This window comes from Neptuniibacter marinus (genome assembly GCF_001597725.1).
In the GTDB taxonomy this organism is placed as follows: Bacteria; Pseudomonadota; Gammaproteobacteria; order Pseudomonadales; family Balneatricaceae; genus Neptuniibacter; species Neptuniibacter marinus.
Genome location: NZ_LUTR01000008.1, coordinates 27,074 through 48,659, shown reverse-complemented (window position 1 = coordinate 48,659; position 21,586 = coordinate 27,074). Strand labels below are relative to the sequence as shown.

Below are 21,586 nucleotides of genomic sequence, written 5' to 3'. Positions count from 1 at the left end.
ATCACAATCTTCGGTGGTCATACTCACTATTCCATAAACATCGATACTAAGTACATAGTTTCAAAGATTGTAGATATACGAAACGATAAATGATCATTAATATAGGGTTCGGCTAATATTAGCCCGTTCACATAATAAACATGCTTACTGCCTGAATACGGAAATGACATGACCGAAGTGAAAGTAAAACAAAACACCCACTTAAAATGGATTCTACCTCTACTTATTATTGGGGCCGCCATTGCCGTGTTCGCTTTCCTGATGATGACCAAGCCCCAAGCACCCTCTCGCCCTACGACGGAAAAGATATGGAGCATAAGTACAGTGCCAGCAGCGCTTGGACTCCATCAACCCGTGCTCACACTTTATGGCAAAGTAGAATCTCCACGTGTCAGTAAAATAACCGCAGCAGTCACTGCATTTGTCAAAGACGTTTATACCGATGAAGGGCGCGCTATTAACCCAAATGAACTTCTGGTCCAACTTGACGATAGTGATACACAATTACTAGTTCAACAACGACAAGCCGATGTCGATAATACTATCGCTCAGATTGAAACCGAAAAAGTACGTCACAAGACCGATCTAAAATCTCTAAAAATCGAAAAGAACTTACAGCAGCTACGCCTCAAGACGGTTCAACGTTATGAAAATCTAATCAAACGCAAACTAACAAGCCAAGAACAACTGGATTCAGCCCGTCGTGATTATCAACAGCAAGCTTTATCTATTGCGCAACGGGAACAATCAATAGCTGACCATCCAAATCGTTTACGTCAATTAGAATCCCAGCTCATGCGTACAACGAGTCTTTTAGATGCAGCTAAACTTGATCTTTCGCGCACCAAAATCCACGCACCTTTTAGCGGCCGAGTAGCAAGTTTAAGTGTATCCCCAGGGGATCGCGTTCGTGCTGGGGATCCTATTGTTGAGCTTTACAGTTTAGATCGTTTAGAAGTCCGCGCACAAATTCCTAATCGTATTCTTCCTTTATTGAGAAACAAAAACTCATTACAAGAGATTGCAGCAACCGGTACGATCGACAATCGCACCATTGAGCTCAATTTAGAACGTATCGCCGCTGCAGTTAATAGTGGACGCGCAGGGGTTGACGTATTTTTTAGTATACAAAAACAGGATTATCAACCAGAACTGGGCCGCTCTTTGGCGATTAGTGTTACGCTCCCTGCAACCACTAAAGTCATTCCTGTTCCCCCTACCGCGCTCTATGGTTTAAATAAGGTATACAAGGTTGTGGATGATCGTTTAGTTTCGGTTCAAATTGAACGTATTGGGGATAGTACTGACGCCGATAACAACCCCATAGTCCTAATTACTAGCCCTGACCTTCAAGCTGGGGATTCTATAGTAACAACACAGCTACCCAATGCGATTACCGGTTTACGTGTTAAAGAGTTTACATCCCCTGAAACAAAGGGGCTAAAAGATGAGTAAGTACAATGGTTCGCTACAAAATATAACCGCCTCTTTTGCAACCCATAGAGTAGCTGCCAACTTATTTATGCTGCTAATGATATTGGCGGGAGTTTGGGGTATAAAGAAGCTTAATACTCAGTTCTTTCCTACCTTTGAGCTAGATGTAATAACAGTACAAGTCATCTGGAGTGGTGCCGCTGCTGAGGATATTGCCAGCTCTATCATTTTACCCATCGAAGAGGAACTTAAATCTCTTACTGGCATAGACACCCTCTATTCCACGGCTCAACAAAGCTCCGCATCTATTCGTATCGAGGTTGATGAAGACACCGACGTTGATTTTTTGTTAGATGAAGTCAAACAGAAAATAGATAGTGTGCGTAATGAATTACCTAGTGATATTGAGGAGCCTTTAGTTCAGCGTGTTATCCGCTACGAGCAAATTGCCAGCTTAATTCTTAGCAGTAAAAAAGGCACATTGGAGGAGTTACGAACCTTTGCGCACCGCTTTGAACAAGAGCTTTTAGCACTAGGTATTAACAAGATAGATTTTATCGGCCTACCTGACCAACAAATCAGCATCGAGTTTCCGGCAGCTCAATTACATGAGCTAGATATGACCATGGGGCAAGTCGCTGAGAGCATAAAATTAAGAAGTTTAGATCTGCCAGCAGGCACCGCAGCTAAAGGCGATGGTTCACGGCAAATACGCAGTTTAAATCAACAACGCGATGTAGAGGGTTTTCGACAGCTTCCCATTATTACTGATAAAGATGGACGTTTAATCCGCCTAGGCGATATTGCGGAGATCTCCTTAAAAGCCAAAGACAGTCAAGTACTACTACAATATCAAGGCGAACCTGCAGCGATGTTACAGCTTCGCCGCACAGAAACCCAAGACACCCTTAAATCTGCAAAAATTCTCAATAATTGGTTAGAAAAAACGCGACCGACACTACCCGCTGACATACAAATGATCGCCTATGATGAACAATGGCAACCGGTCAAACAACGTATCAACCTCCTCTTAAAAAACGGTATTAGCGGTTTAATCTTAGTTATTTGCATCCTTTTCCTATTCCTCAATGCCCGCGTTGCCTTTTGGGTCACTATTGGTATTCCGGTTTCATTTATGGCTACCTTAGCGGTACTTTATGCCATTGGTGGGAGCATTAATATGATCAGCCTATTTGGGTTGATTATGGCGTTAGGTATTATCGTTGATGACGCTATTGTTGTGGGAGAGGACACCTTAACTCATGTCCAAATGGGAGAAAGTGGATTAAACGCCGCCATTGGTGGAGCACATCGCATGCTCGCCCCTGTAATAGCCTCATCATTGACCACTATAGCCGCCTTTTTACCTTTGCTCATGATTGGTGGGACTATTGGGAACATCCTTATAGATATACCCACCGTAGTCATCTGCGTTATTTTAGCCTCATTAGTTGAATGCTTTCTCATTCTCCCAGGCCACCTTCACCACAGTATTAAGAACATAAAAGATTTACATCCATCTAAACTACGTGTTCGACTAGACAACGGTTTTAACCAATTTAAAGATGGGCCTTTTAGGAGACTCGTTACTAAAGCGGTAGAGTTCCGCTGGACCACCATAGCAACCGCACTAGGGATGTTTATTTTAGCCATAGCACTGATTCTTGGTGGTAAGGTCAAATTCACTTTTTTCCCTGCGGTTGAACGCGACACAATGACAGCCAACGTGCAATTCAGCGCAGGAACAGACTCAGCGACAGTGGATAAGTTTGTCCGCCATTTGGATATCACCTTGCAGGAAACAGATAAAGAGCTTGGCGGTGATAATATTAAAGTCGCCTTCCAACGTTTACGTAGTGCCTCCTTTTCGCGTACCTCCGCCTCCGGCAATAGTGGCGATGAATTCGGCTCACTGTTAGTGGAATTAGAGCCAGGGGACGACCGTGAAATGAGTACCACAGAATTTAACCGAGAGTGGCGCAAACGGATCACCGTACCAGCCGGCATTGAAAAGTTCACCATTGATGTGGCAACAAGTGGACCTCCTGGAAAACCTATCGAGGTAAAACTCGCAGGCAATGATATCCACGATATAAAGCAAGCCTCTTTGGATCTTCAGTCTCTGTTAAAAAGCTATGTAGGTTTAAGCAACATTGACGATGACCTGCCTTATGGAAAATCACAACTAATTTACGAACTAACCCCCGCCGGTAAAACCGCAGGGCTGACCTTAGATGCAGTAGGCCGCCAGCTACGTGCAGCATTTGATGGTTTAGAGGTGCAAAACTTCTATCAAGGCCAAGACGAAATAGAAGTACGCATTCAGCTACCGGAGGAGGAAAGAGATCGCCTTAGTATTATTGAACAACTCCCCGTTGTACTACCCGATGGGGGCACGACGCCACTGAGTAATGTTGTAAGCTTCCGCGCCAAACAAGGCTTAGATACCTTAACCCGTGTCGATGGCCAACTATCCATCAAAGTAACGGCGGATTTGGATGAAGCCATCGCCAATGCAGATGAGATCATCACCGATCTAAAATCGAGCAAACTTGATCAGATACTTGCTCAGTACGGTGTTTCAGCAAGCTTCGAAGGTAAAAATAAAAGCCAGCGAGAAACCTTAGATGATATGAAACTAGGTTTAATGCTCGCTTTAACATTAATTTTCATAATCTTAGCTTGGGTGTTCTCCTCTTACAGCTGGCCGATTTCTGTAATGCTTGCTATTCCTTTAGGCCTGACTGGCGCTATTCTTGGCCATGCTTTTATGGGGATGAGTATGACAATTCTGTCCCTATTTGGCTTTTTTGGCCTCTCCGGCATTGTAATCAACGACTCCATCGTATTAGTCACTTTCTATCAGGGCTTACGCAAAAAAGGAGTCGCCATCAAAGAAGCGTTGATTGAAGCAGCTTGTCAGCGTTTACGAGCCGTACTATTAACATCACTCACCACTATAGCAGGACTCACTCCCATATTATTTGAAACCTCGCTACAAGCGCAGTTTCTAATTCCTATGGCGGTATCCATTGTCTTCGGCTTAGCTTACGGTACGGCGCTGATCCTGTTATTTGTCCCTGCAACCCTAACCATTATTGAATCAACACGTGGCAGATTAAATATGAAAGATCACAACACACCGGTCACAGCAGACAAACCAGAGCTAGGAGGATAAATCTGGCTATATATCCATTAAGTTAACTGTTCAGAAATATACTGTTGAAGTAACGCTAAGGCTCTATCATCGATACTCAACAAGGACAATCCCAACTGTATACAGCCTTGGGATTGTCGATGCTGATAAACCACTCAACAATGACAGTGTAAAGGATACTGATTCAGGCCAAAATGCAGGTATAACTCCAAAGGAACTCCGTCAACCAGTGGCTGCAGTAACTCTACCGCCTTACCGCCTTCAACGAACATCCTACCAAACTAAGTTTTATCAACCTAACGCCAACACTCAATCCAGCAAACATCCACACCTCAGCAGGCAGGTACGTATCTATTCGAGGATAAGTTCCTCTATCTATATACATAACAATGCCTTTATAAAAATCGAAAAAATATACTGACCTAAGTTACAAATAAAACATCACCATTCAGTAACAAAAACCAACCTATATTTATCTTCATATTGCAGCATAGTGTTTTTTATAAGTTGGACAAAAGGTCTTATAAATCAAAGTCAAAACCAGTGCTCCCTATAAAGGGCAGAGACTAGAGAAACCTTTTCACAAAATAGCGCCCATACGCAGCGTTCAGTTAAACAACATATAACGTAGCCTATTCGCAGATTGGGGATAGTTAAGGTATAATTTCGCTCCTATTTTCTGCATTTCCATTTTCATCTATCGCCTTAAATATAGGAACTCAAGGATCAGTATGAATCGCGACCTTAGCCTGCTACAGCCTTATCCTTTCGAAAAACTCACTGCACTAAAGGCAGAAGTGACTCCACCGGCTGATTTAGATCATATTGCATTGTCTATTGGTGAGCCTAAGCACCCTTCACCACCGTTTGTGCAAGAGTGTTTAATTAAAAATATGGAAAAGCTGGCTAACTACCCCACCACCAAAGGGTTGCCTGAACTGCGCCAAGCTATTACCGATTGGTGCACCCGTCGTTTCAAGCTTACAGAAGGTAGTCTGAACGCAGAAGACAATGTATTACCCGTAAATGGAACCCGTGAAGCGATTTTTGCATTTACTCAATGCGCTGTAGACCGTTCACCTGAAGCATTAGTTTTATCACCTAACCCCTTTTACCAAATCTATGAAGGTTCAGCATACCTCGCGGGTGCGAAGCCTTATTATCTGAATTGCCTAGAAGAGAATGGCTTTATTCCAGATTACGATTCAATACCTGAAGACGTATGGCAGCGCTGCCAATTACTATTTATCTGTTCCCCAAGTAACCCAACGGGTGCAGTCACCGACTTAAAAACCCTGAAAAAACTGATCCAACTTTCAGACCAGTATGACTTTATTATTGCATCTGATGAGTGCTATTCAGAGATATATCTAAATGAAGAGCAAGCACCTGTAGGGCTTCTTCAGGCGTGCGCCGAGCTAGGTCGTGACGATTACAAAAATTGTGTAGTTATGCACAGCCTATCTAAACGCTCAAACTTACCAGGATTGAGATCTGGCTTTATTGCTGGAGATACAGCATTAATAACCCCTTTCCTCTCCTATCGTACTTATCACGGTTCATCTATGCCGATTCAACATCAACTGGCATCTATAGAAGCATGGTCCGATGAAGATCACGTTTTAGATAACCGAGATCAGTATCGACACAAATTCGACGCCGTTATAAAAATCTTAGAACCAGTAATGGATGTAAAAAAACCAGAAGCCAGCTTCTACTTATGGGCAAAAACACCGATTGCCGATGATAAATTTGCACAAGGCCTATTTGCATCACAAAACGTTACTGTACTACCTGGCAGCTATCTATCTAGAACAACTGACAACATAGTACCCGGCGCAGGCTATGTACGTATGGCCTTAGTTGCAACAATGGATGAATGCGTCGAAGCAGCACAACGTATTCGTAGCTATATTGAAGCACTATAAAAGGTAGGCAATTTATGATTACGATGTACGGCATACCTAACTGCGACACGATCAAAAAAGCGCGTAAATGGCTAGAAGCCAACCAGATAGAGTACCGCTTCCATGATTACCGAAAAGATGGTTTAGACGAAACCCAATTAAAAAATTGGGTATCAGAATTAGGTTGGGAAACTTTACTTAATAAGCGTGGCACTACATGGCGCCAACAACCTGAAGAGATAAAAAAAGCGATTGATGAAACATCAGCTATTAGCTTGATGCTTGAATACCCTGCCATGATAAAACGACCGTTAATTGATACAGGAAGCGTTCGTTTGGTAGGTTTTAAAGACACAGAATATTCCGCTCTGTTTGACATATAAGTCACAGGCATAACGAATAAATAATTTTAAGAATCGGAGATCAACATGGCTAATTTTGCATTCGGCTTAGGTGTAGGAACAAAATCCTCAGCGGGCGAGTTACTTGAAGTTTATTACAACGTACCCCTACTTAACGCTGATGATGCCATCGTAAACGCCGTTGCTGAGAAAGTAGGTTACCAAGGCGGCAATGCGGCAATAGAAATTAAAGAATCTCAACTTAAAGACCTTGAAGCGGCCTTTCTTTCAGTTAATGCTGAAGCCCAAGCCGAAGTTGTCGAGATTTTAGAAGGTACAAGCCAAGCACTAGTATTGTGTATTTTAGAAACAGATGAAGCACCATCATCTACTGCCGAAGCTTATCTAAAGCTGACCCTATTATCACATCGTTTAGTACAACCACACGGCATTAACTTGACAGGAATTTTTGGTCTACTTCCTAACGTGGCTTGGACTAACGAAGGCGCAATCTCTTTAGATGACCTACCAAAGCGTCAACTTGCTGCCCGCGCCCAAGGTCGTATTTTAAGTGTTACTTCTGTAGATAAATTCCCTAAAATGACAGATTACGTTGTACCAACAGGTATTCGTATTGGCGATGCTATCCGTGTTCGTTTAGGCGCTCACGTAGGTGAAGGCACAACGGTCATGCATGAAGGTTTCGTGAACTTCAATGCAGGTACACTAGGCGTCAGTATGATTGAAGGCCGTATCTCTGCGGGTGTTGTAGTAGGCAACGGTTCCGATCTTGGCGGCGGCTGTTCTACTATGGGTACACTTTCTGGCGGTAACAATGTTGTGATCTCTGTAGGTGAAAACTGCCTACTAGGCGCAAATGCTGGCCTAGGCTTACCTATGGGCGATCGCTGTACCTTAGAAGCAGGCCTTTATGTCACAGCAGGCTCTAAAGTCACTATCCTTGATGACCAAAATAACGAAGTCAGCACAGTGAAAGCTGCTGAACTAGCAGGTAAGCCTGATCTATTGTTCCGTCGTAACTCTCAAAATGGCCGCATTGAAGTTAAAACCAACAAATCTGCCATCGAGTTGAACGAAGAGCTGCATAAGCACAACTAATAAACCCGGTCATTCAATCACTGATTGTATAAACAATCTAAACTGATAGATGACAGCGGTTAAGCGGTAATATTTAGAAGTGCGCCATAGGCGCACTTCTTATTACTAGCACTAAATTTTAAAAGGCTACACGGATCACAATTATGACCCAGAAACTTTCAGCAACAATCGAACTTGCCAAAGACCTCATTAACCGCCGCTCAGTAACACCGGAGGATGCAGGCTGCCAAGATATGATGATTGAGCGATTAGAAGCGCTAGGGTTTAAAATTGAACGTCTACCTTTTGAAGATGTGAAAAATTTCTGGGCACGACGCGGCGATTCCGGCCCAGTATTCTGTTTTGCTGGCCACACTGATGTTGTACCTTCAGGTCCAGAAGAACGTTGGGAGTTTCCGCCATTCGAAGCAACTATAGAACAAGGTATGCTTTGTGGCCGAGGCGCTGCCGACATGAAAGGCAGTATCGCTGCTTTTATGACTGCACTTGAACGCTTTATTGAACATCACCCTGATCATCAAGGCTCTATCGCATTACTGATTACCAGTGATGAAGAAGGTCCTTGGATTAACGGTACTACTCGCGTTATTGACCATTTAGAAGCGCGTAATGAAAAAATAAAATGGTGCATCGTTGGCGAACCATCCAGCACCACTCATGTCGGCGATACAATTAAAAATGGCCGTCGCGGCTCTTTAGGCGCTACCCTGAAAATTCGTGGCGTACAAGGCCATGTAGCCTATCCCCATTTAGTTAAAAACCCTATTCACATGGCTGCCCCTGCACTCGCAGCACTGGCCTCTGAAGTATGGGATGAGGGGAATGACTTTTTCCCACCAACTAGTTTCCAAATCTCAAACATTAATGGCGGTACAGGTGTTACTAATGTTGTACCTGGGCATGTCGACATTATGTTTAACTTCCGCTTTTCCACGGAAGTTACCGCCGATGAACTAAAAACACGTGTTGGTGACATCCTTGATAGCCACAATTTAGAATGGGATATAGATTGGGTGCTTTCCGGCAATCCTTTCTTAACCGCCGAAGGGGACTTAGTAGAAGCCTGCCAACAGGCCATTTCAGCCGTTACAGGCACTAAAACAGAGCTATCTACATCAGGTGGTACCTCTGACGGCCGCTTTATCGCCCCTACAGGCGCTCAAGTGGTTGAATTAGGCCCGATTAACGCGACCATTCATAAAGTTGATGAACGGGTTAGCTGTAAAGACTTAGACACACTGTCTGATCTCTATGAAAACATTATGGCTCATCTGTTAACTCAATCTTAAAGGTCCCGCTCAGATGCCACTCACTTGCCCTGTTTGCAAATCACTGCTCATTTTGCAGGATAAAAGCCTTCGCTGTGAAAACAACCACAGCTTTGACGCAGCTAAACAGGGCTACTGGAATCTCCTTTTAGCCCATAAAAAACGCTCAAAAGATCCAGGAGACAATCCTGAGATGGTACAGGCCCGTAGAACATTTCTTGAACTAGGGTTCTATGAGTCCTTATCCAATGAGATAAATAAGCTTGCCGTAGAAGCGTTAGCGAGTGTCGATCATCCTCAGATTCTTGATATGGGCTGCGGCGAAGGTTACTACACAACGCGGCTACAAGATGCACTACTTCAAGCACATAAAGCCCCTTCAATAACAGCACTCGATATTTCAAAGCATGCAGTGAAAGCCGCAAGTGGAAAAAGCAAAGCCATAACTTGGCTTGTAGCATCCGGCGCAGATATTCCTTTGCCTGCAGAGAGTTTAGATCTACAACTTGTGCTTTTTAGCCGCTTAATACCTGAAGCATTTGCTAAACCAATGAAGCCCGGAAGTACCTTAATACTTGCTTGGCCAGGGGAGCAGCACTTAATAGAGCTACGTCAGCTGATCTACCAAGAGATCAAAACGAGCCATTTTGATCCCATCAGTACATTGAGTGGACAATTCGATCTCAGCCACAAGCAACAAGTTACTTACCCTTTTCAATTAGAGTCCAACAAAGAAATTACAGCCCTATTAGCGATGACCCCTCATAGTCAACGCTTGCCCCCAGAAGCTAAAGATAAAATCTGTCAGCTAAATACTTTGCCGCTTACCTTAGATGTTAATCTAGGGGTCTTCACACGGCGATGAAAAAAAAGCTTCAACGCTGGCTCTACCAACGAGCAGATAACCCTAAACAAAATCTAATCCTGCTTGGCATTGGTTTTGTTGTGTTCTTTTTAGGTATGTTAATTCTAGGAGCCGCAGAGTTCGTATTAGAAAGCTCCATATCGCAGGAGATTCTTGCACTCATTGGCTTGATCATCCTATCGGCTGGCATCATACTGGCAGCAATTGGCTACATAAGCCTTAGCGTTTTACGCATTATCCGTTTTATAAGCGATGACAAACATGACTAGTACACGACACCCTGATATCGAAATCTATATTAAAAACTGTTCGTTCGAAGCGATTCAGGAATGGCTAGCATCACAGGCAGAAAAAATAGATTATATTTCATCCAAAGGAACAACCCACCAGCTCAACTTGCGCTTCTCCGGTAACGATGTAGAGACAATGATTCATGAGCGCGCAGCAGGAAAAGCATGGACAAGCCTCTGGTTAAAGTCTGACAAAAGCCCTTGGGCAACAGATCTTGAATGCGCTCACGCAACGGCCACCGCACTAAACACACAAGTTCGATGCATCGTTTCAAGCTGGGAAGATGGTGATGATCCTGATGAATATTGGAAGATTGAAAACGGCGCAGAAGAAAAAATTCAGTGGCAAACATAAGACTTGCCTATCCATTAATTAGCTGCATAAGATGAGCGGTACTTATAACTTATCCCACGCTAAGTTAGCTGGCTATTACCCTCACCATAAACCACCACTCGATTTCGCCCTCCTTCTTTTGCCGCATAAAGTGCCTCGTCAGCCCGTTTAAGTAGCCTATTTAATGTATCCTCATCGTTAGTATATAAATGCGATACACCAAGACTAACTGTGACGCTAATAAGCTCGCCATTATCATTAAAACTTAGCTCAGATACTTTATGCCGTAACCGCTCAGCCACCGCATAAGATGCGTCTAGAGAGGTTTCAGGCAACAGCATGGCGAACTCCTCACCACCAATTCGACCAAAACTATCCACTTCTCGCAGTTCACGGGTACACACGTTTACAATGTCTAACAAAACCGCATCACCAAACGCATGGCCGCAACGATCATTGATCTGCTTAAAGTAATCCACGTCTAGCATAAGTAGGGTTAACGGTAACCTATAGCGCTTACTTCTTGCACACGCGCTTTCTGCCTGCGCCATAAAATACCGGCGATTATAAGCATTGGTCAGCGAATCCCTATTAGCAAGCTCTCGTAACTCCTCATTACTCTTTTCTAAGGCAGCCGACGCTTCTGCTAACTCATGCGTCCGGATCTTCACTTGATTGATAACCAACATATTTTGCCGAGCCAGCGCACCAATAATGGAAAATAACGCTAACACTAACGCAGTCCCTCCAACATGGACCACCCAGCCCAATACCTTATTGATACCTCCCTGATAGTTCGCCTCAACGTCCCAATAAAAATCCCAGCGCGCATTACCCGAGCGCGTCTGATAATAAAACGTTTCAACAATATCGTCGGTATCCGGCGAACCAATCATCAGATGTTCAACCAACACCTCGCGATCACCTTCACCCACGGGAAGGCGTTCAACCATTCGCAGCCTTAAACCATTCGGTACATGCAGCACGCTTAAATCTGCAAAAAAATCACTTAAATTAACTAAAGAGAGAACAACACCGGGCTGATTATCATTGGCAGCACTAAACGCAAAGGCGATAAATAGTTTGCCGTAATCATCAATAAACATAGGACTTAAGACCACCTGCGAAGGACTCGCCAGCGCTTGGCGCAAAACCGGAGCAATAATCGGCTGCGCTCTAAGATCACCCTTTTTAGAAAGCACCCCATGAACATCCGTGCTATAGCGCACTTTACTTTCCATATTGGGAGAATTGCTATTCATCACCGAAACATAGGCCACACTGGTTAATGGGATTACTGATTCATTCTCAATCTCCTCCATCAACTCGACCCCTTTAAAAAACTCATCCTCTGTAATAGATTGAGAGCCATAAAAGAGGGCGGCTACTCCCCTCAACTCTGAATGAAAAAGCGACATCCAGTTAAGGCTAATATGGGTAATCTGCTGGGTTTCCAGCTCGGCTTTATCTAACCAAACTTTGGCGGCGTGATCCCCTAAAGCCCAGCCCCAGCCATTGATTCCAATCAACGAAATCAAAAACGCCAGAACAAACATTATAAGCTTTACAACTCGCCTCTGTATTAACACATCTAATGCCTTATTTCACAGATAAAAATTGAACACACATAGCCCTTAAACCCTGTCCAAATACCCGCCGATTCAGTCCTCTCCTTTCAAGCGAACCCCCACTGAATAAGTCGCACGGAAACCGCTAGGAGCCAATGACGTTAAACGCGCTAACGCGTTTATATTTTTTTGATCAACCACATAAATTTCGGGGCCCACATGGCGAATAAAGGTTTTTTTATCCAGTACTCGTACCAATTGATCGACTGCAATTCGCCCTTGAATAACCGCAGAATCAGTCGGCGCTCCAACAATCTGTCCTCGCTTAATCCCTCGGTAGACCTCAGGCGTAAAATAATAAGCAAGGATCTTAACTTGGTCACTTAACCCTCGGGCACGTAACACCTTAATGGCCGCAGACGCCGTGACAGCAGTACCCACGATATAATCAATATCAGGTTGCATATCTAACACCTCGTTTAGCAAGGCTGTCTGCACTAACTTTCCCGTATCCCCATAGCGTTTAGCAACGATATTAACATCGCTGCCCATCAACGCCTTCTGAAACCCCAAATCACCCGCTAACACCCAACCCGCACCCTCAGGTCCGGGGAACCAAGCCACCTTTGCAGGTGAATTTGATGTGGCATGAAGCTGAGCAAGATAAGTGCCAGCACTAAACCCCATTTCTTCAAAGGACACTAAGGAGCGGGCAGCCACACGTGAAGATGACATGCCATTAATCACATCAATAACAGGTATACCTTTATTATGAAGCTCCTCAACAAGATCATCTAACCCTTTATAAGAGATGGCACCAATAATAACGCCGTTACTTCCCTCCTCCACGCACTTACGGATCTGTTGCAATTGAGTCTGCAAATGATCATATCCTCCCGCTTCATGCACCTCTAAGTTAATCCCTAAACGACGCGCTTCACTGACCACACCGAAGTTAACAGCCAGCCAATAGGAGTCTTTCATATGGGGGAAGGATGTACAGATACGCCACGTTTTTTGAGCGGCCTTTAATGGGCTGTAGAACGCAATACTCTTTTCTTTTTCACCATCAATAGAGTGCCCCTGAACTTCTACAGGAAAGGGGTACCAAGAAACACCTCCCTGAGCATACACCGTCACAACAGCGCACTTTAGAAGCAGGATAGAGATCAAGGTTGTTAAACTACATCTCATCATTATTCAAGAATCACCACAGCCCATAACTTACCTAAACGCACTCACAAAGTGCCGCTAAAATAGATAAAACCGGTGTCGTATTGCATACGTGGATAAAACGCATCGCGCCCTATTTATACACAGTCAGCGTTGATCTTTTAAAAATCCACAGTGTACAAGATAGCAGCTTTTTATCTGGAAGGTCGAAAAAGACAACGGGGAAACAGCCAGAACGCTGAATTAAAAACACTCTAATTGAAACAGAGAGGAGTTATTTTAAGCCGCAGCTCGAATCTGCTGCTTAGAACGCTCAATTTCACCAATAAGTAACTGCCCTGTCGACATCAAACCGACTTTCGCATACTCATCAGACGCCTGAGCTTGCTGACGAGGCATATGACTATGACTATAGATGTAACCATTAACGTAAGCGAAATCCCCTACTAATCCCTCATGCACAGCAACATTTAACCTTTCAGTTACTTGCGCATTATATAATTCGTTTGGATCTGGGTAGGTACTTTGGACTTCAGGAAGCTTAAAGTCACCGGACCCTTCAGATATGGACTCCGATTTAATGAGCGCTTGATTAGAATGAATCAAACTCAGCAGCATGGAGAATTGCGCACCACTACCACTTTGAACCGCTTGGCTCAAAGTAGAGGTATAGCCCTCAATTCGATTGATAATCTGCTCGGTTCGCATACTACTCGCTAATAAGTAAAAATAAATACTGATTTCTAGTCCCAATTTTATCGACCAAAGGCTAGAATTCTTTACTATAAAATCATAAAAAATAAGGATAATTTATGGGAAGGTGGCGTCCACCACAGCCTCGCAGCTCGAAATATATTACCGCTGAAGGCTACGCTCGCTTAAATGAGGAGCTGAAATATCTATGGAAAGTAAAACGGCCTGAAATCACGCAGTCGGTAAAAGAGGCTGCAGCCCAAGGTGATCGGTCAGAAAATGCTGAATATATCTATGGCAAAAAACAACTACGTGAAATTGACAGGCGAGTTCGCTACCTATCAAAACGTCTCGAAGACATGGTAGTGGTCGATCGTGCACCGGAGCCATCAAAGCAAGACACTGTATTCTTTGGTGCTTGGGTAACCCTTATCGATGAAGATGACAACAAAAGAACACACCGCATCGTAGGACCGGATGAGATTGGTATCGAAGCTGATTTTATCTCCATAGATTCACCATTGGCGCGTCTTATCTTAAAAAAGCAGCTAGGGGACGAAATTTGTCTCAAGAAACCCGATGGAAGTGAAGTCTATTACGAAATTGTAGGGATTAGATACACCCCCTAAAAGCCGGTTACGCATTTTTATTTTCATACATCCGCCGATCAGCCTCCCCAATCCAGTACTCTAATGTCTGCGCGCTATCATCCATTAATACCGAGCCAATACTTACACGGATATCGTCCTTAGTTATTCGGTCGACTACTCGTTCAGCAATTTGGGTTAGCTGCTCAAGATTACGTATCGCGACCAGCATCACAAACTCATCACCCGATAACCGAGCGGCGACATCACTCTCTCTTACCGTCTCTTCCAAAGCTTTACCTAAGCGCCTTAACGCTTGATCACCGGCTAAATGCCCGTAGACATCATTAACCCTCTTAAGACCGTCCATATCCATATACAGAAGCCCCAGCGACAATTTCGAGCGTTTAGCCAAGGCAATATATTGCTGAGCTACGGAATAAAACCCCCTCCGGTTATAAAGTCCAGTCAGCTCATCAGTCATAGCAAGATTAGAAATCATTTGATACTGCGATAGGATTTTAAGATCAGCCTCAATTAAATCTCTTAACTCACTCACCAGATCAACATAATCTTTTTGATAATTAGTGGCATTAAAATCCATCACACAAATGGTGCCAAAAGGCTCGCCTGTCGGCCATTTAACAGGCAAGCCTAGGTAGGAACAAAATCCATCGTCACTCACTTCTGGATTAGTGTTCCAATAAGGGTCAGTTGACGCATCAGGAACGTAAAGCAACTCCTGCTGCTCGACAACTTTTTTACAGAAAAGATTAGTATCCTGAGGAACCGTCACGCCAGCATCATAAGGGTTCGATGCCTGACCACTTGAGATCACGACTTGGAACCCTTCTGGTGCATACTGAACAATAAAGCCTGCCGGCGCGTTAAAGACACGCGCCATAACATCAATTGTTTTTTGCCACTTAGCTAAAGGGACTGAACCTTCACTCTCATCTAACACCCACTGGTCAGGGGTAAGCATCGCCATTCCTTATAAATACAACTAGAACTACTACTGTGACACTCCAATTAGCAAATAGTTTGTATAGTTTAAAAAGATAGATAAACGCCCCATAGACAATAACTAAACCAAAGGCGTTTAAACGCTAACCTTTAGAGAAAGGTAGGCTTAAAAATTTTCACTGAATTTCTTGCAGGCATAAAAAAACCAGCACAGGGCTGGATTCTTATAAGTGGTGGGTCGTACAGGATTACTATTACCCTACGGGCCATCGTCGCAAGCTCCGATGTTTTCTTATGACTTCGTCATGCGAATCGAACCTTTAACGGTTCTCATCCTGTACTCGTGCATTTTTTACAGGCATAAAAAAACCAGCACAGGGCTGGATTCTTATAAGTGGTGGGTCGTACAGGATTCGAACCTGTGACCAATTGGTTAAAAGCCAACTGCTCTACCAGCTGAGCTAACGACCCATCTCTTAGATTGGCTCCCTGAGCTGGACTCGAACCAGCGACCAATAGATTAACAGTCTACTGCTCTACCAACTGAGCTATCAGGGAACTCTAGTTCCAGTAAATGGCGGAGGGATAGGGATTCGAACCCTAGGGCCCTCTCGGACCGCTGGTTTTCAAGACCAGTGCTTTCGACCACTCAGCCATCCCTCCGCAGGAACGGCGCGTATATTATAGGATTGAGTTTTTGTGTCAACCAATAACGCGACTTTTTACTGAAAAAAGCTGAATTATTATGAAACTATTTTCACAATAAAAATAAGCGGTTAGATAGTGTACAGAAATACACAACAAAGCAACCAAATAAGATCAAATTATAACCATTAGGTCAATATCCTGATCCCATTAACGTTACTCCTTCATCCCCTTAATGGGTCAATATCTTCCCTCTATTATGTATTTCTTATAAAAAACCTTAAAAAAATCACATGTTTGGGTAATTTGGCCCGCCTGTTCCTTCAGGCACCACCCAGCGAATATTTTGCGCAGGGTCTTTAATATCACATGTTTTACAATGTACGCAGTTTTGGCTGTTAATCTGAAACCGCTTCCCCTCTGCCTCCTCAATCACTTCGTATACCCCAGCAGGGCAGTAGCGTTGTGCAGGTTCAGCAAAGCGCTCTAGGTTACTCCCAAGCGGTATAGATGGATCTTTTAACTGTAAGTGACAAGGCTGATCTTCTTCATGGTTAGTATTAGACAGAAAAACTGAACTCAGTTTATCAAAGCTAAGCACCCCATCCGGTTTTGGATACGTAATTTGCTCACACTCTGCCGCCGGCTTTAACTGTGCATAATCTTCATGATTATCATGCAGTGTTACAGGCAATTTCCCGGAAAATATATTCTGATCAATAAAGTTAAAAGCTCCGCCTAATAACGGCCCGAACTTATGCATAGCTGGACCAAAATTCTTAGAGCTAAATAACTCATCATATAACCAAGAAGCTTTAAACTTATCTGCAAAGCTATTTAGATTTTCCCCACCAGCAGACGAGGACTGCAGCGCGTCAAAGATCGCCTCAGCCGCCAACATACCAGACTTCATCGCCGTGTGCGTACCTTTGATTTTTGAAAAATTCAACGTACCTGCATTACAGCCCGCAACGATACCACCAGGGAAAGTCATCTTAGGCAGTGCATTAAAACCACCTTTAGTGATTGCTCGCGCTCCATAGGAGACGCGCTTACCGCCGTCTAAATACTGTTTAAGAACAGGGTGATGCTTCAATTTTTGAAATTCATCAAAAGGGCTTAAGTAAGGGTTTTTATAGTTTAAATCAACAATCAAACCCACAACAACTTGATTGTTTTCAGTATGGTAAAGGAAAAAGCCACCACTGCTCTCGCCTGTTAACGGCCAACCCGAACCATGCAGTACAAGCCCTGGCTGGTGTTTATCTGGATCAACATCCCATAGCTCTTTAATACCTAGCCCATAATGCTGAGCATCAGATTGAGCAGCAAGATCATAGCGTTCGATCAGTTCCTTACCTAAATGCCCCCGACAACCTTCAGAGAAAATGGTGTATTTAGCATGCAACTCCATACCCGGCATATAACCATCTTTGTGCTCGCCGGATGCACTAACACCCATATCACCTGTCGCAATCCCTTTAACACTGCCATCCTCGTTATACAGCACCTCGGATGCAGCAAAACCGGGGAAAATTTCAACACCAAGCTGCTCAGCCTGCTCCGCCAACCAACGACAAAGATTCCCTAAACTAACAATGTAATTGCCGTGATTGTGCATAGTTTTAGGCACAAACATATTAGGTACTTTTATGGAGGAGGTTTCGTTTTTTAGCATGAAGATCTGATCTTCAACTACAGGGGTGTTTAAAGGCGCACCTAGCTCTTTCCACTCAGGAAAAAGCTCATCGAGTGCGCGACTTTCAACCACGGCACCAGACAATATATGCGCCCCCACCTCAGATCCTTTTTCAACCACACAAACCGTCATCTCTTGCTCGGCCGCCTGCGCTTGCTGCATTAATTTACATGCAGCGGATAAACCAGCAGGGCCAGCACCGACAATAACCACATCAAATTCCATGGATTCTCTAGCCACAGCATTCATATTTTTCACCTCAGTTTTTTCGGGTATTAAGCGCGATCTATATACTTATCTGATCGCAGCTTAAAACTGCTCTTCGCTCATAGCCATAACGGTCTCACCACCAGATTGCATGGCCACTAATAAAGAACTAACCCTAGGTAACATCTGTTCGGTAAAGAAACGGGCAGAGATAATTTTGGCACTAAGGAAGTCACTATCAGCCCCCTCTTTAGAGAGATTTTCTTGCGCTATAGCTGCCGATTTAGTTAACAACCAAGCACCGCAAAGATAGCCCATTAGCATCATATAGCTGACACTCGCACTCCCTGCCGCTGAAGCATCTTTTGCAGCAACCTCTAAAACCCATTGTTTAGCGATGCTCGCTTGCTCAACCGCGGCCTGTGTTGCGCTAACAATGTCTTGCAACTCTGGATGGTCTATTTCCTTTAAATCACTGCTTATTTCAGAGAGCAGATCGGTAACCGCATCACCTCCATCCACAAGGGTCTTGCGACCAATAAGATCCAAAGCCTGAATCCCTGTTGTACCTTCATAGATAGTTAAGATACGTGCATCACGATAGTATTGAGCAACGCCTGTTTCCTCAATAAACCCCATACCCCCATGGATCTGTACCGCAAGATAAGTCAGCTCTTGTGCTAACTCAGTCACCCAGCCTTTTACAATAGGGGTCAATAGATCATTACGTTTCTGATGTTTTAACTTAGCCTCAGCATCGACAGCATTGTTTACATAGTCACTTTCGGCACGCGCCACATACACCAACGCACGCATTGCTTGAATTGACGATTTCATCTGCAAAAGCATTCGGCGCACATCCGGATGCTTAATAATGCTAATACGTGAACCATCCCGTAGCGTCCCTTGGATTCGCTCTTTCGCATAGGTAACAGCATGCTGATACGACCTTTCGGAGATCGCCAAACCTTGTAAGCCAACACCTTGCCGCGCATCGTTCATCATTGTGAACATACAGGCTAAACCTTGGTTTTCCTTACCCACTAGATAACCGATTGCTCCCCCGTTATCACCAAAACTCATCACACAAGTCGGGCTACCATGAATACCTAATTTATGCTCAAGAGAAACGGCATAAGCATCATTGCGCTGTTCAGTTGGATTGCCGTTCTCATCGAGTGGGTATTTAGGTACAACAAAGAGCGAGATACCTTTAACACCTGCAGGTGCATCAGGAAGACGAGCCAAAACCAGATGAACAATATTGTCCGTCATCTGGTGATCACCCCAAGTAATAAAGATTTTTTGCCCAGTGATACGGTAATAATCGTCCTCAGGTACCGCTTTAGATTTGAGCGCTGCCAGATCAGTACCTGCATCAGGTTCAGTCAAATTCATGGTTCCAGTCCACTCACCGCTAATTAACTTAGGCAGATAGTGTTTTTTAAGTTGATCATTTCCATGAGTTTCGATCGCTTCGATAGCCCCTTGCGTTAACAGTGGACAAAGTGCCCAAGCAAGATTCGCCGACTGCCAAACCTCATTAACCGCAACGGCTAATACATTCGGTAAGCCCTGCCCTCCAAATTCGGGATTGCCCGCAAGTGAAGGCCAGCCACCATCACAAAACTGTTGATATGCATCTGAGAAACCAGGTGTTTCAGACACATTATTATTCTCAATGGATGCACCTAATTTATCACCAGTAACGTTCAATGGCGCCAACTGCTCACTGCCAAGTTTCGCAGCCTCATCAAGTACCGCTTCCGCGAGACCATCAGCAAAATCGTCCAAACCTGCCTGCTGACAAATTTGTTCTAAACCCACCAACTGATTTAAAACAAAAACACCATCTTGATAGGGATATCGATAATCACTCATTGCTACTCTTGCTCCGTTCTGTAACCCACCTATCAATAATAGGCCACATTTTATTATTCTAAAGGAACTATAATCACATCGGGAAATGCTATTAACATGATCTATTTAGCACACCAAACCAGCAATAACATTTAATACCTTATTCGCTAACAATAACGGTCAATACATTAAAAAACCCTAAATTTTATAAGTTACAGCCCTATCAAGAAGAAGCTAACTGCTGACAATATGTATCGCTACGACGATATTCACCGGGTGTCATACCTGTCCATTTTTTAAAGGAGCGGAAAAAAGCGGAAGGCTCATCAAAGCCCATCAAACCAGCCACATCATTAATCGACAACTGTGGCGAGTTCATATAATTAAGCGCCGCCATTTTACGGCTCTCATCTTTAATCTTTTGATAAGAGGTATCCTCTTCTAATAAGCGCCGACGTAGTGTAGAAACCGACATATGTAGACGGTAAGCAACCTCTTCAGCACTAGGCAACTCTTGGCTAAAATCTTTACCAATCAGTGCAACAACCTGCGATTTAAGACTCGCATCATCATCCACCATTACAATCAGTTGATAGGGCGCTGTTTTCAGGAAACTACGTAGAGTTTCGGGCGTTTGCACTATAGGAAAATCTAAATAGCGGGCAGGAAAAACAATGGCATTATCGTGCTGATCAAATTTAACTTCAGATTGAAAAAGAGTTTTATACTGCGCTACATCATCAGGTTCAGAGAATGAAAAATAAGCCGCTTTTAACTCCAAACGCTTACCAATCAACCAGCATAAAAAGTGATGCCACATGGAAAGAGAGGTTCTAATTCGACCTGGATTCTCATCAACCAACAGCTCCTCCATAGACGCGCCGGAAGCATCTGTTGTAGTGAACGAAACTTTGGCATATCGCCCTTTGCGTACTAAAAACGGCTTAACCTGAGTTCCACGACAGATCTCATGAAAATCACTTGCACGGTAGATCGCTCTTTCCAACGTAGGGCAATGAATCAAACAATGACACATCATGCGAAAAGTCCCATTCGGAACCTTCCCTCCGCTTAACATGCCAAAATATTCATCCTGAGCGATGTAATATATACGTTGGTATAATAGACCAAATTTATCCGCTGGAAACTCGGTCTGACTTCCCACCTCTGAAGGACTGATACCCACCTGATTTAACAGTTGATCAACACTAAAACCCTGTTCTTGAACTAGTTGCAGAAGGTGCCGTACATAGCCTGCCGGCACAGTAATTTTACGCTCCATAATCTCACTACCTACAATTAATATTGGTTAACATGAAACGCATTTCCCTCCCTATTGTTGACCTGAAGTAGTACATTTATCAACCCAAAAGAACAATTTTGTTAATAAATGTGGAGTCAATTGTTATTGAGACTCAAGTCGCTGACATAGATTATGTGTAGGGTTCCTTACTCTATTTTACGCCCAAAGCA

The 21,586-nt window shown here is 43.8% G+C and carries 17 protein-coding genes, 3 tRNA genes and 1 other RNA gene; 10 read left to right on the top strand and 11 right to left on the bottom strand.

All coding sequences use genetic code 11. From position 1 onward, the window contains the following. The first annotated feature begins 168 nt into the window (after positions 1-168). The 9 genes from A3774_RS07805 to A3774_RS07765 all read left to right on the top strand — a co-directional run bounded on the left by A3774_RS07805 (position 169) and on the right by A3774_RS07765 (position 10,736). Positions 169-1,455 carry an efflux RND transporter periplasmic adaptor subunit gene (locus A3774_RS07805; RefSeq protein WP_067865791.1) on the top strand — a complete coding sequence of 429 codons (1,287 nt, stop codon included), beginning with the start codon at positions 169-171 and terminating at the stop codon, positions 1,453-1,455. Next, positions 1,448-4,612: an efflux RND transporter permease subunit gene (locus A3774_RS07800; protein WP_067865789.1), complete on the top strand. Its 3,165-nt coding sequence runs from the start codon at positions 1,448-1,450 to the stop codon at positions 4,610-4,612. The genes A3774_RS07805 and A3774_RS07800 overlap by 8 nt, the downstream gene beginning before the upstream one ends. Positions 4,613-5,322: 710 nt before the next feature. Continuing rightward, on the top strand, positions 5,323-6,519 hold the full coding sequence (gene dapC / locus A3774_RS07795) for a succinyldiaminopimelate transaminase (protein WP_067865786.1): 1,197 nt from the start codon (positions 5,323-5,325) through the stop codon (positions 6,517-6,519). 14 nt (positions 6,520-6,533) lie between these two features. Continuing rightward, a complete protein-coding gene (locus A3774_RS07790) occupies positions 6,534-6,881 on the top strand; it encodes an ArsC family reductase (protein WP_067865783.1) in 348 nt (115 codons plus the stop codon). A 45-nt stretch (positions 6,882-6,926) separates the two neighbouring features. Then, positions 6,927-7,958, top strand: coding sequence for a 2,3,4,5-tetrahydropyridine-2,6-dicarboxylate N-succinyltransferase (gene dapD / locus A3774_RS07785; protein ID WP_067865780.1), 1,032 nt, complete (start codon positions 6,927-6,929; stop codon positions 7,956-7,958). A gap of 143 nt (positions 7,959-8,101) precedes the next feature. Further along, positions 8,102-9,247: a succinyl-diaminopimelate desuccinylase gene (gene dapE, locus A3774_RS07780; RefSeq protein ID WP_067865777.1), complete on the top strand. Its 1,146-nt coding sequence runs from the start codon at positions 8,102-8,104 to the stop codon at positions 9,245-9,247. A gap of 13 nt (positions 9,248-9,260) precedes the next feature. Continuing rightward, entirely contained in the window at positions 9,261-10,091 is an 831-nt protein-coding gene (locus A3774_RS07775) for a putative RNA methyltransferase (RefSeq protein WP_067865776.1), read from the top strand. Continuing rightward, positions 10,088-10,360: a hypothetical protein gene (locus tag A3774_RS07770; RefSeq protein ID WP_067865774.1), complete on the top strand. Its 273-nt coding sequence runs from the start codon at positions 10,088-10,090 to the stop codon at positions 10,358-10,360. Before A3774_RS07775 ends, A3774_RS07770 begins: the two co-directional genes overlap by 4 nt. After that, on the top strand, positions 10,353-10,736 hold the full coding sequence (locus A3774_RS07765; protein WP_075107929.1) for a hypothetical protein: 384 nt from the start codon (positions 10,353-10,355) through the stop codon (positions 10,734-10,736). The genes A3774_RS07770 and A3774_RS07765 overlap by 8 nt, the downstream gene beginning before the upstream one ends. A gap of 59 nt (positions 10,737-10,795) precedes the next feature. Here A3774_RS07765 and A3774_RS07760 read toward each other — a convergent pair whose 3' ends face one another. The 3 genes from A3774_RS07760 to A3774_RS07750 form a co-directional block, all read right to left on the bottom strand. Further along, on the bottom strand, positions 10,796-12,244 hold the full coding sequence (locus A3774_RS07760; RefSeq protein ID WP_197468034.1) for a GGDEF domain-containing protein: 1,449 nt from the start codon (positions 12,242-12,244) through the stop codon (positions 10,796-10,798). A gap of 132 nt (positions 12,245-12,376) precedes the next feature. Further along, entirely contained in the window at positions 12,377-13,480 is a 1,104-nt protein-coding gene (gene torT, locus A3774_RS07755; RefSeq protein ID WP_197468033.1) for a TMAO reductase system periplasmic protein TorT, read from the bottom strand. Between the two features lie 255 nt (positions 13,481-13,735). Beyond that, positions 13,736-14,164 carry a hypothetical protein gene (locus A3774_RS07750; RefSeq protein ID WP_067865768.1) on the bottom strand — a complete coding sequence of 143 codons (429 nt, stop codon included), beginning with the start codon at positions 14,162-14,164 and terminating at the stop codon, positions 13,736-13,738. 104 nt (positions 14,165-14,268) lie between these two features. Between A3774_RS07750 and greB the strand changes: the two genes are divergently transcribed. After that, the gene (greB, locus tag A3774_RS07745; protein WP_067865766.1) at positions 14,269-14,778 is read left to right on the top strand and encodes a transcription elongation factor GreB; all 510 of its coding nucleotides are present in this window, start codon (positions 14,269-14,271) and stop codon (positions 14,776-14,778) included. 7 nt (positions 14,779-14,785) lie between these two features. Here the strand turns inward: greB and A3774_RS07740 are convergent, their stop codons facing one another. The 8 genes from A3774_RS07740 to A3774_RS07705 all read right to left on the bottom strand — a co-directional run bounded on the left by A3774_RS07740 (position 14,786) and on the right by A3774_RS07705 (position 21,395). Further along, positions 14,786-15,721 (bottom strand): sensor domain-containing diguanylate cyclase, encoded by a 936-nt coding sequence (locus tag A3774_RS07740; protein WP_067865763.1) that lies wholly within the window; start codon positions 15,719-15,721, stop codon positions 14,786-14,788. 212 nt (positions 15,722-15,933) lie between these two features. Then, positions 15,934-16,057, bottom strand: a non-coding RNA gene (locus tag A3774_RS07735) — RtT sRNA. A gap of 40 nt (positions 16,058-16,097) precedes the next feature. Continuing rightward, a tRNA-Lys gene (locus A3774_RS07730) sits at positions 16,098-16,173 on the bottom strand. 11 nt (positions 16,174-16,184) lie between these two features. Further along, positions 16,185-16,260 (bottom strand) — tRNA-Asn (locus tag A3774_RS07725). Between the two features lie 17 nt (positions 16,261-16,277). Next, a tRNA-Ser gene (locus A3774_RS07720) sits at positions 16,278-16,365 on the bottom strand. A gap of 271 nt (positions 16,366-16,636) precedes the next feature. Beyond that, a complete protein-coding gene (locus A3774_RS07715; protein WP_269454614.1) occupies positions 16,637-18,295 on the bottom strand; it encodes an electron transfer flavoprotein-ubiquinone oxidoreductase in 1,659 nt (552 codons plus the stop codon). A 60-nt stretch (positions 18,296-18,355) separates the two neighbouring features. Beyond that, positions 18,356-20,134, bottom strand: a complete 1,779-nt coding sequence (locus A3774_RS07710) for an acyl-CoA dehydrogenase (RefSeq protein ID WP_067865760.1) — start codon at positions 20,132-20,134, stop codon at positions 18,356-18,358. 202 nt (positions 20,135-20,336) lie between these two features. Beyond that, a complete protein-coding gene (locus A3774_RS07705) occupies positions 20,337-21,395 on the bottom strand; it encodes an AraC family transcriptional regulator (RefSeq protein WP_067865757.1) in 1,059 nt (352 codons plus the stop codon). Between the last annotated feature and the right edge of the window lie 191 nt (positions 21,396-21,586).

Coding starts and splice junctions, on each gene's coding strand:
- A3774_RS07805 (WP_067865791.1), top strand. CDS start 169: ATGACCGAAGTGAAAGTAAAACAAAACACCCACTTAAAATGGATTCTA.
- A3774_RS07800 (WP_067865789.1), top strand. CDS start 1,448: ATGAGTAAGTACAATGGTTCGCTACAAAATATAACCGCCTCTTTTGCA.
- dapC (WP_067865786.1), top strand. CDS start 5,323: ATGAATCGCGACCTTAGCCTGCTACAGCCTTATCCTTTCGAAAAACTC.
- A3774_RS07790 (WP_067865783.1), top strand. CDS start 6,534: ATGATTACGATGTACGGCATACCTAACTGCGACACGATCAAAAAAGCG.
- dapD (WP_067865780.1), top strand. CDS start 6,927: ATGGCTAATTTTGCATTCGGCTTAGGTGTAGGAACAAAATCCTCAGCG.
- dapE (WP_067865777.1), top strand. CDS start 8,102: ATGACCCAGAAACTTTCAGCAACAATCGAACTTGCCAAAGACCTCATT.
- A3774_RS07775 (WP_067865776.1), top strand. CDS start 9,261: ATGCCACTCACTTGCCCTGTTTGCAAATCACTGCTCATTTTGCAGGAT.
- A3774_RS07770 (WP_067865774.1), top strand. CDS start 10,088: ATGAAAAAAAAGCTTCAACGCTGGCTCTACCAACGAGCAGATAACCCT.
- A3774_RS07765 (WP_075107929.1), top strand. CDS start 10,353: ATGACTAGTACACGACACCCTGATATCGAAATCTATATTAAAAACTGT.
- torT (WP_197468033.1), bottom strand. CDS start 13,480: ATGATGAGATGTAGTTTAACAACCTTGATCTCTATCCTGCTTCTAAAG.
- A3774_RS07750 (WP_067865768.1), bottom strand. CDS start 14,164: ATGCGAACCGAGCAGATTATCAATCGAATTGAGGGCTATACCTCTACT.
- greB (WP_067865766.1), top strand. CDS start 14,269: ATGGGAAGGTGGCGTCCACCACAGCCTCGCAGCTCGAAATATATTACC.
- A3774_RS07740 (WP_067865763.1), bottom strand. CDS start 15,721: ATGCTTACCCCTGACCAGTGGGTGTTAGATGAGAGTGAAGGTTCAGTC.
- A3774_RS07715 (WP_269454614.1), bottom strand. CDS start 18,295: ATGAATGCTGTGGCTAGAGAATCCATGGAATTTGATGTGGTTATTGTC.
- A3774_RS07710 (WP_067865760.1), bottom strand. CDS start 20,134: ATGAGTGATTATCGATATCCCTATCAAGATGGTGTTTTTGTTTTAAAT.
- A3774_RS07705 (WP_067865757.1), bottom strand. CDS start 21,395: ATGGAGCGTAAAATTACTGTGCCGGCAGGCTATGTACGGCACCTTCTG.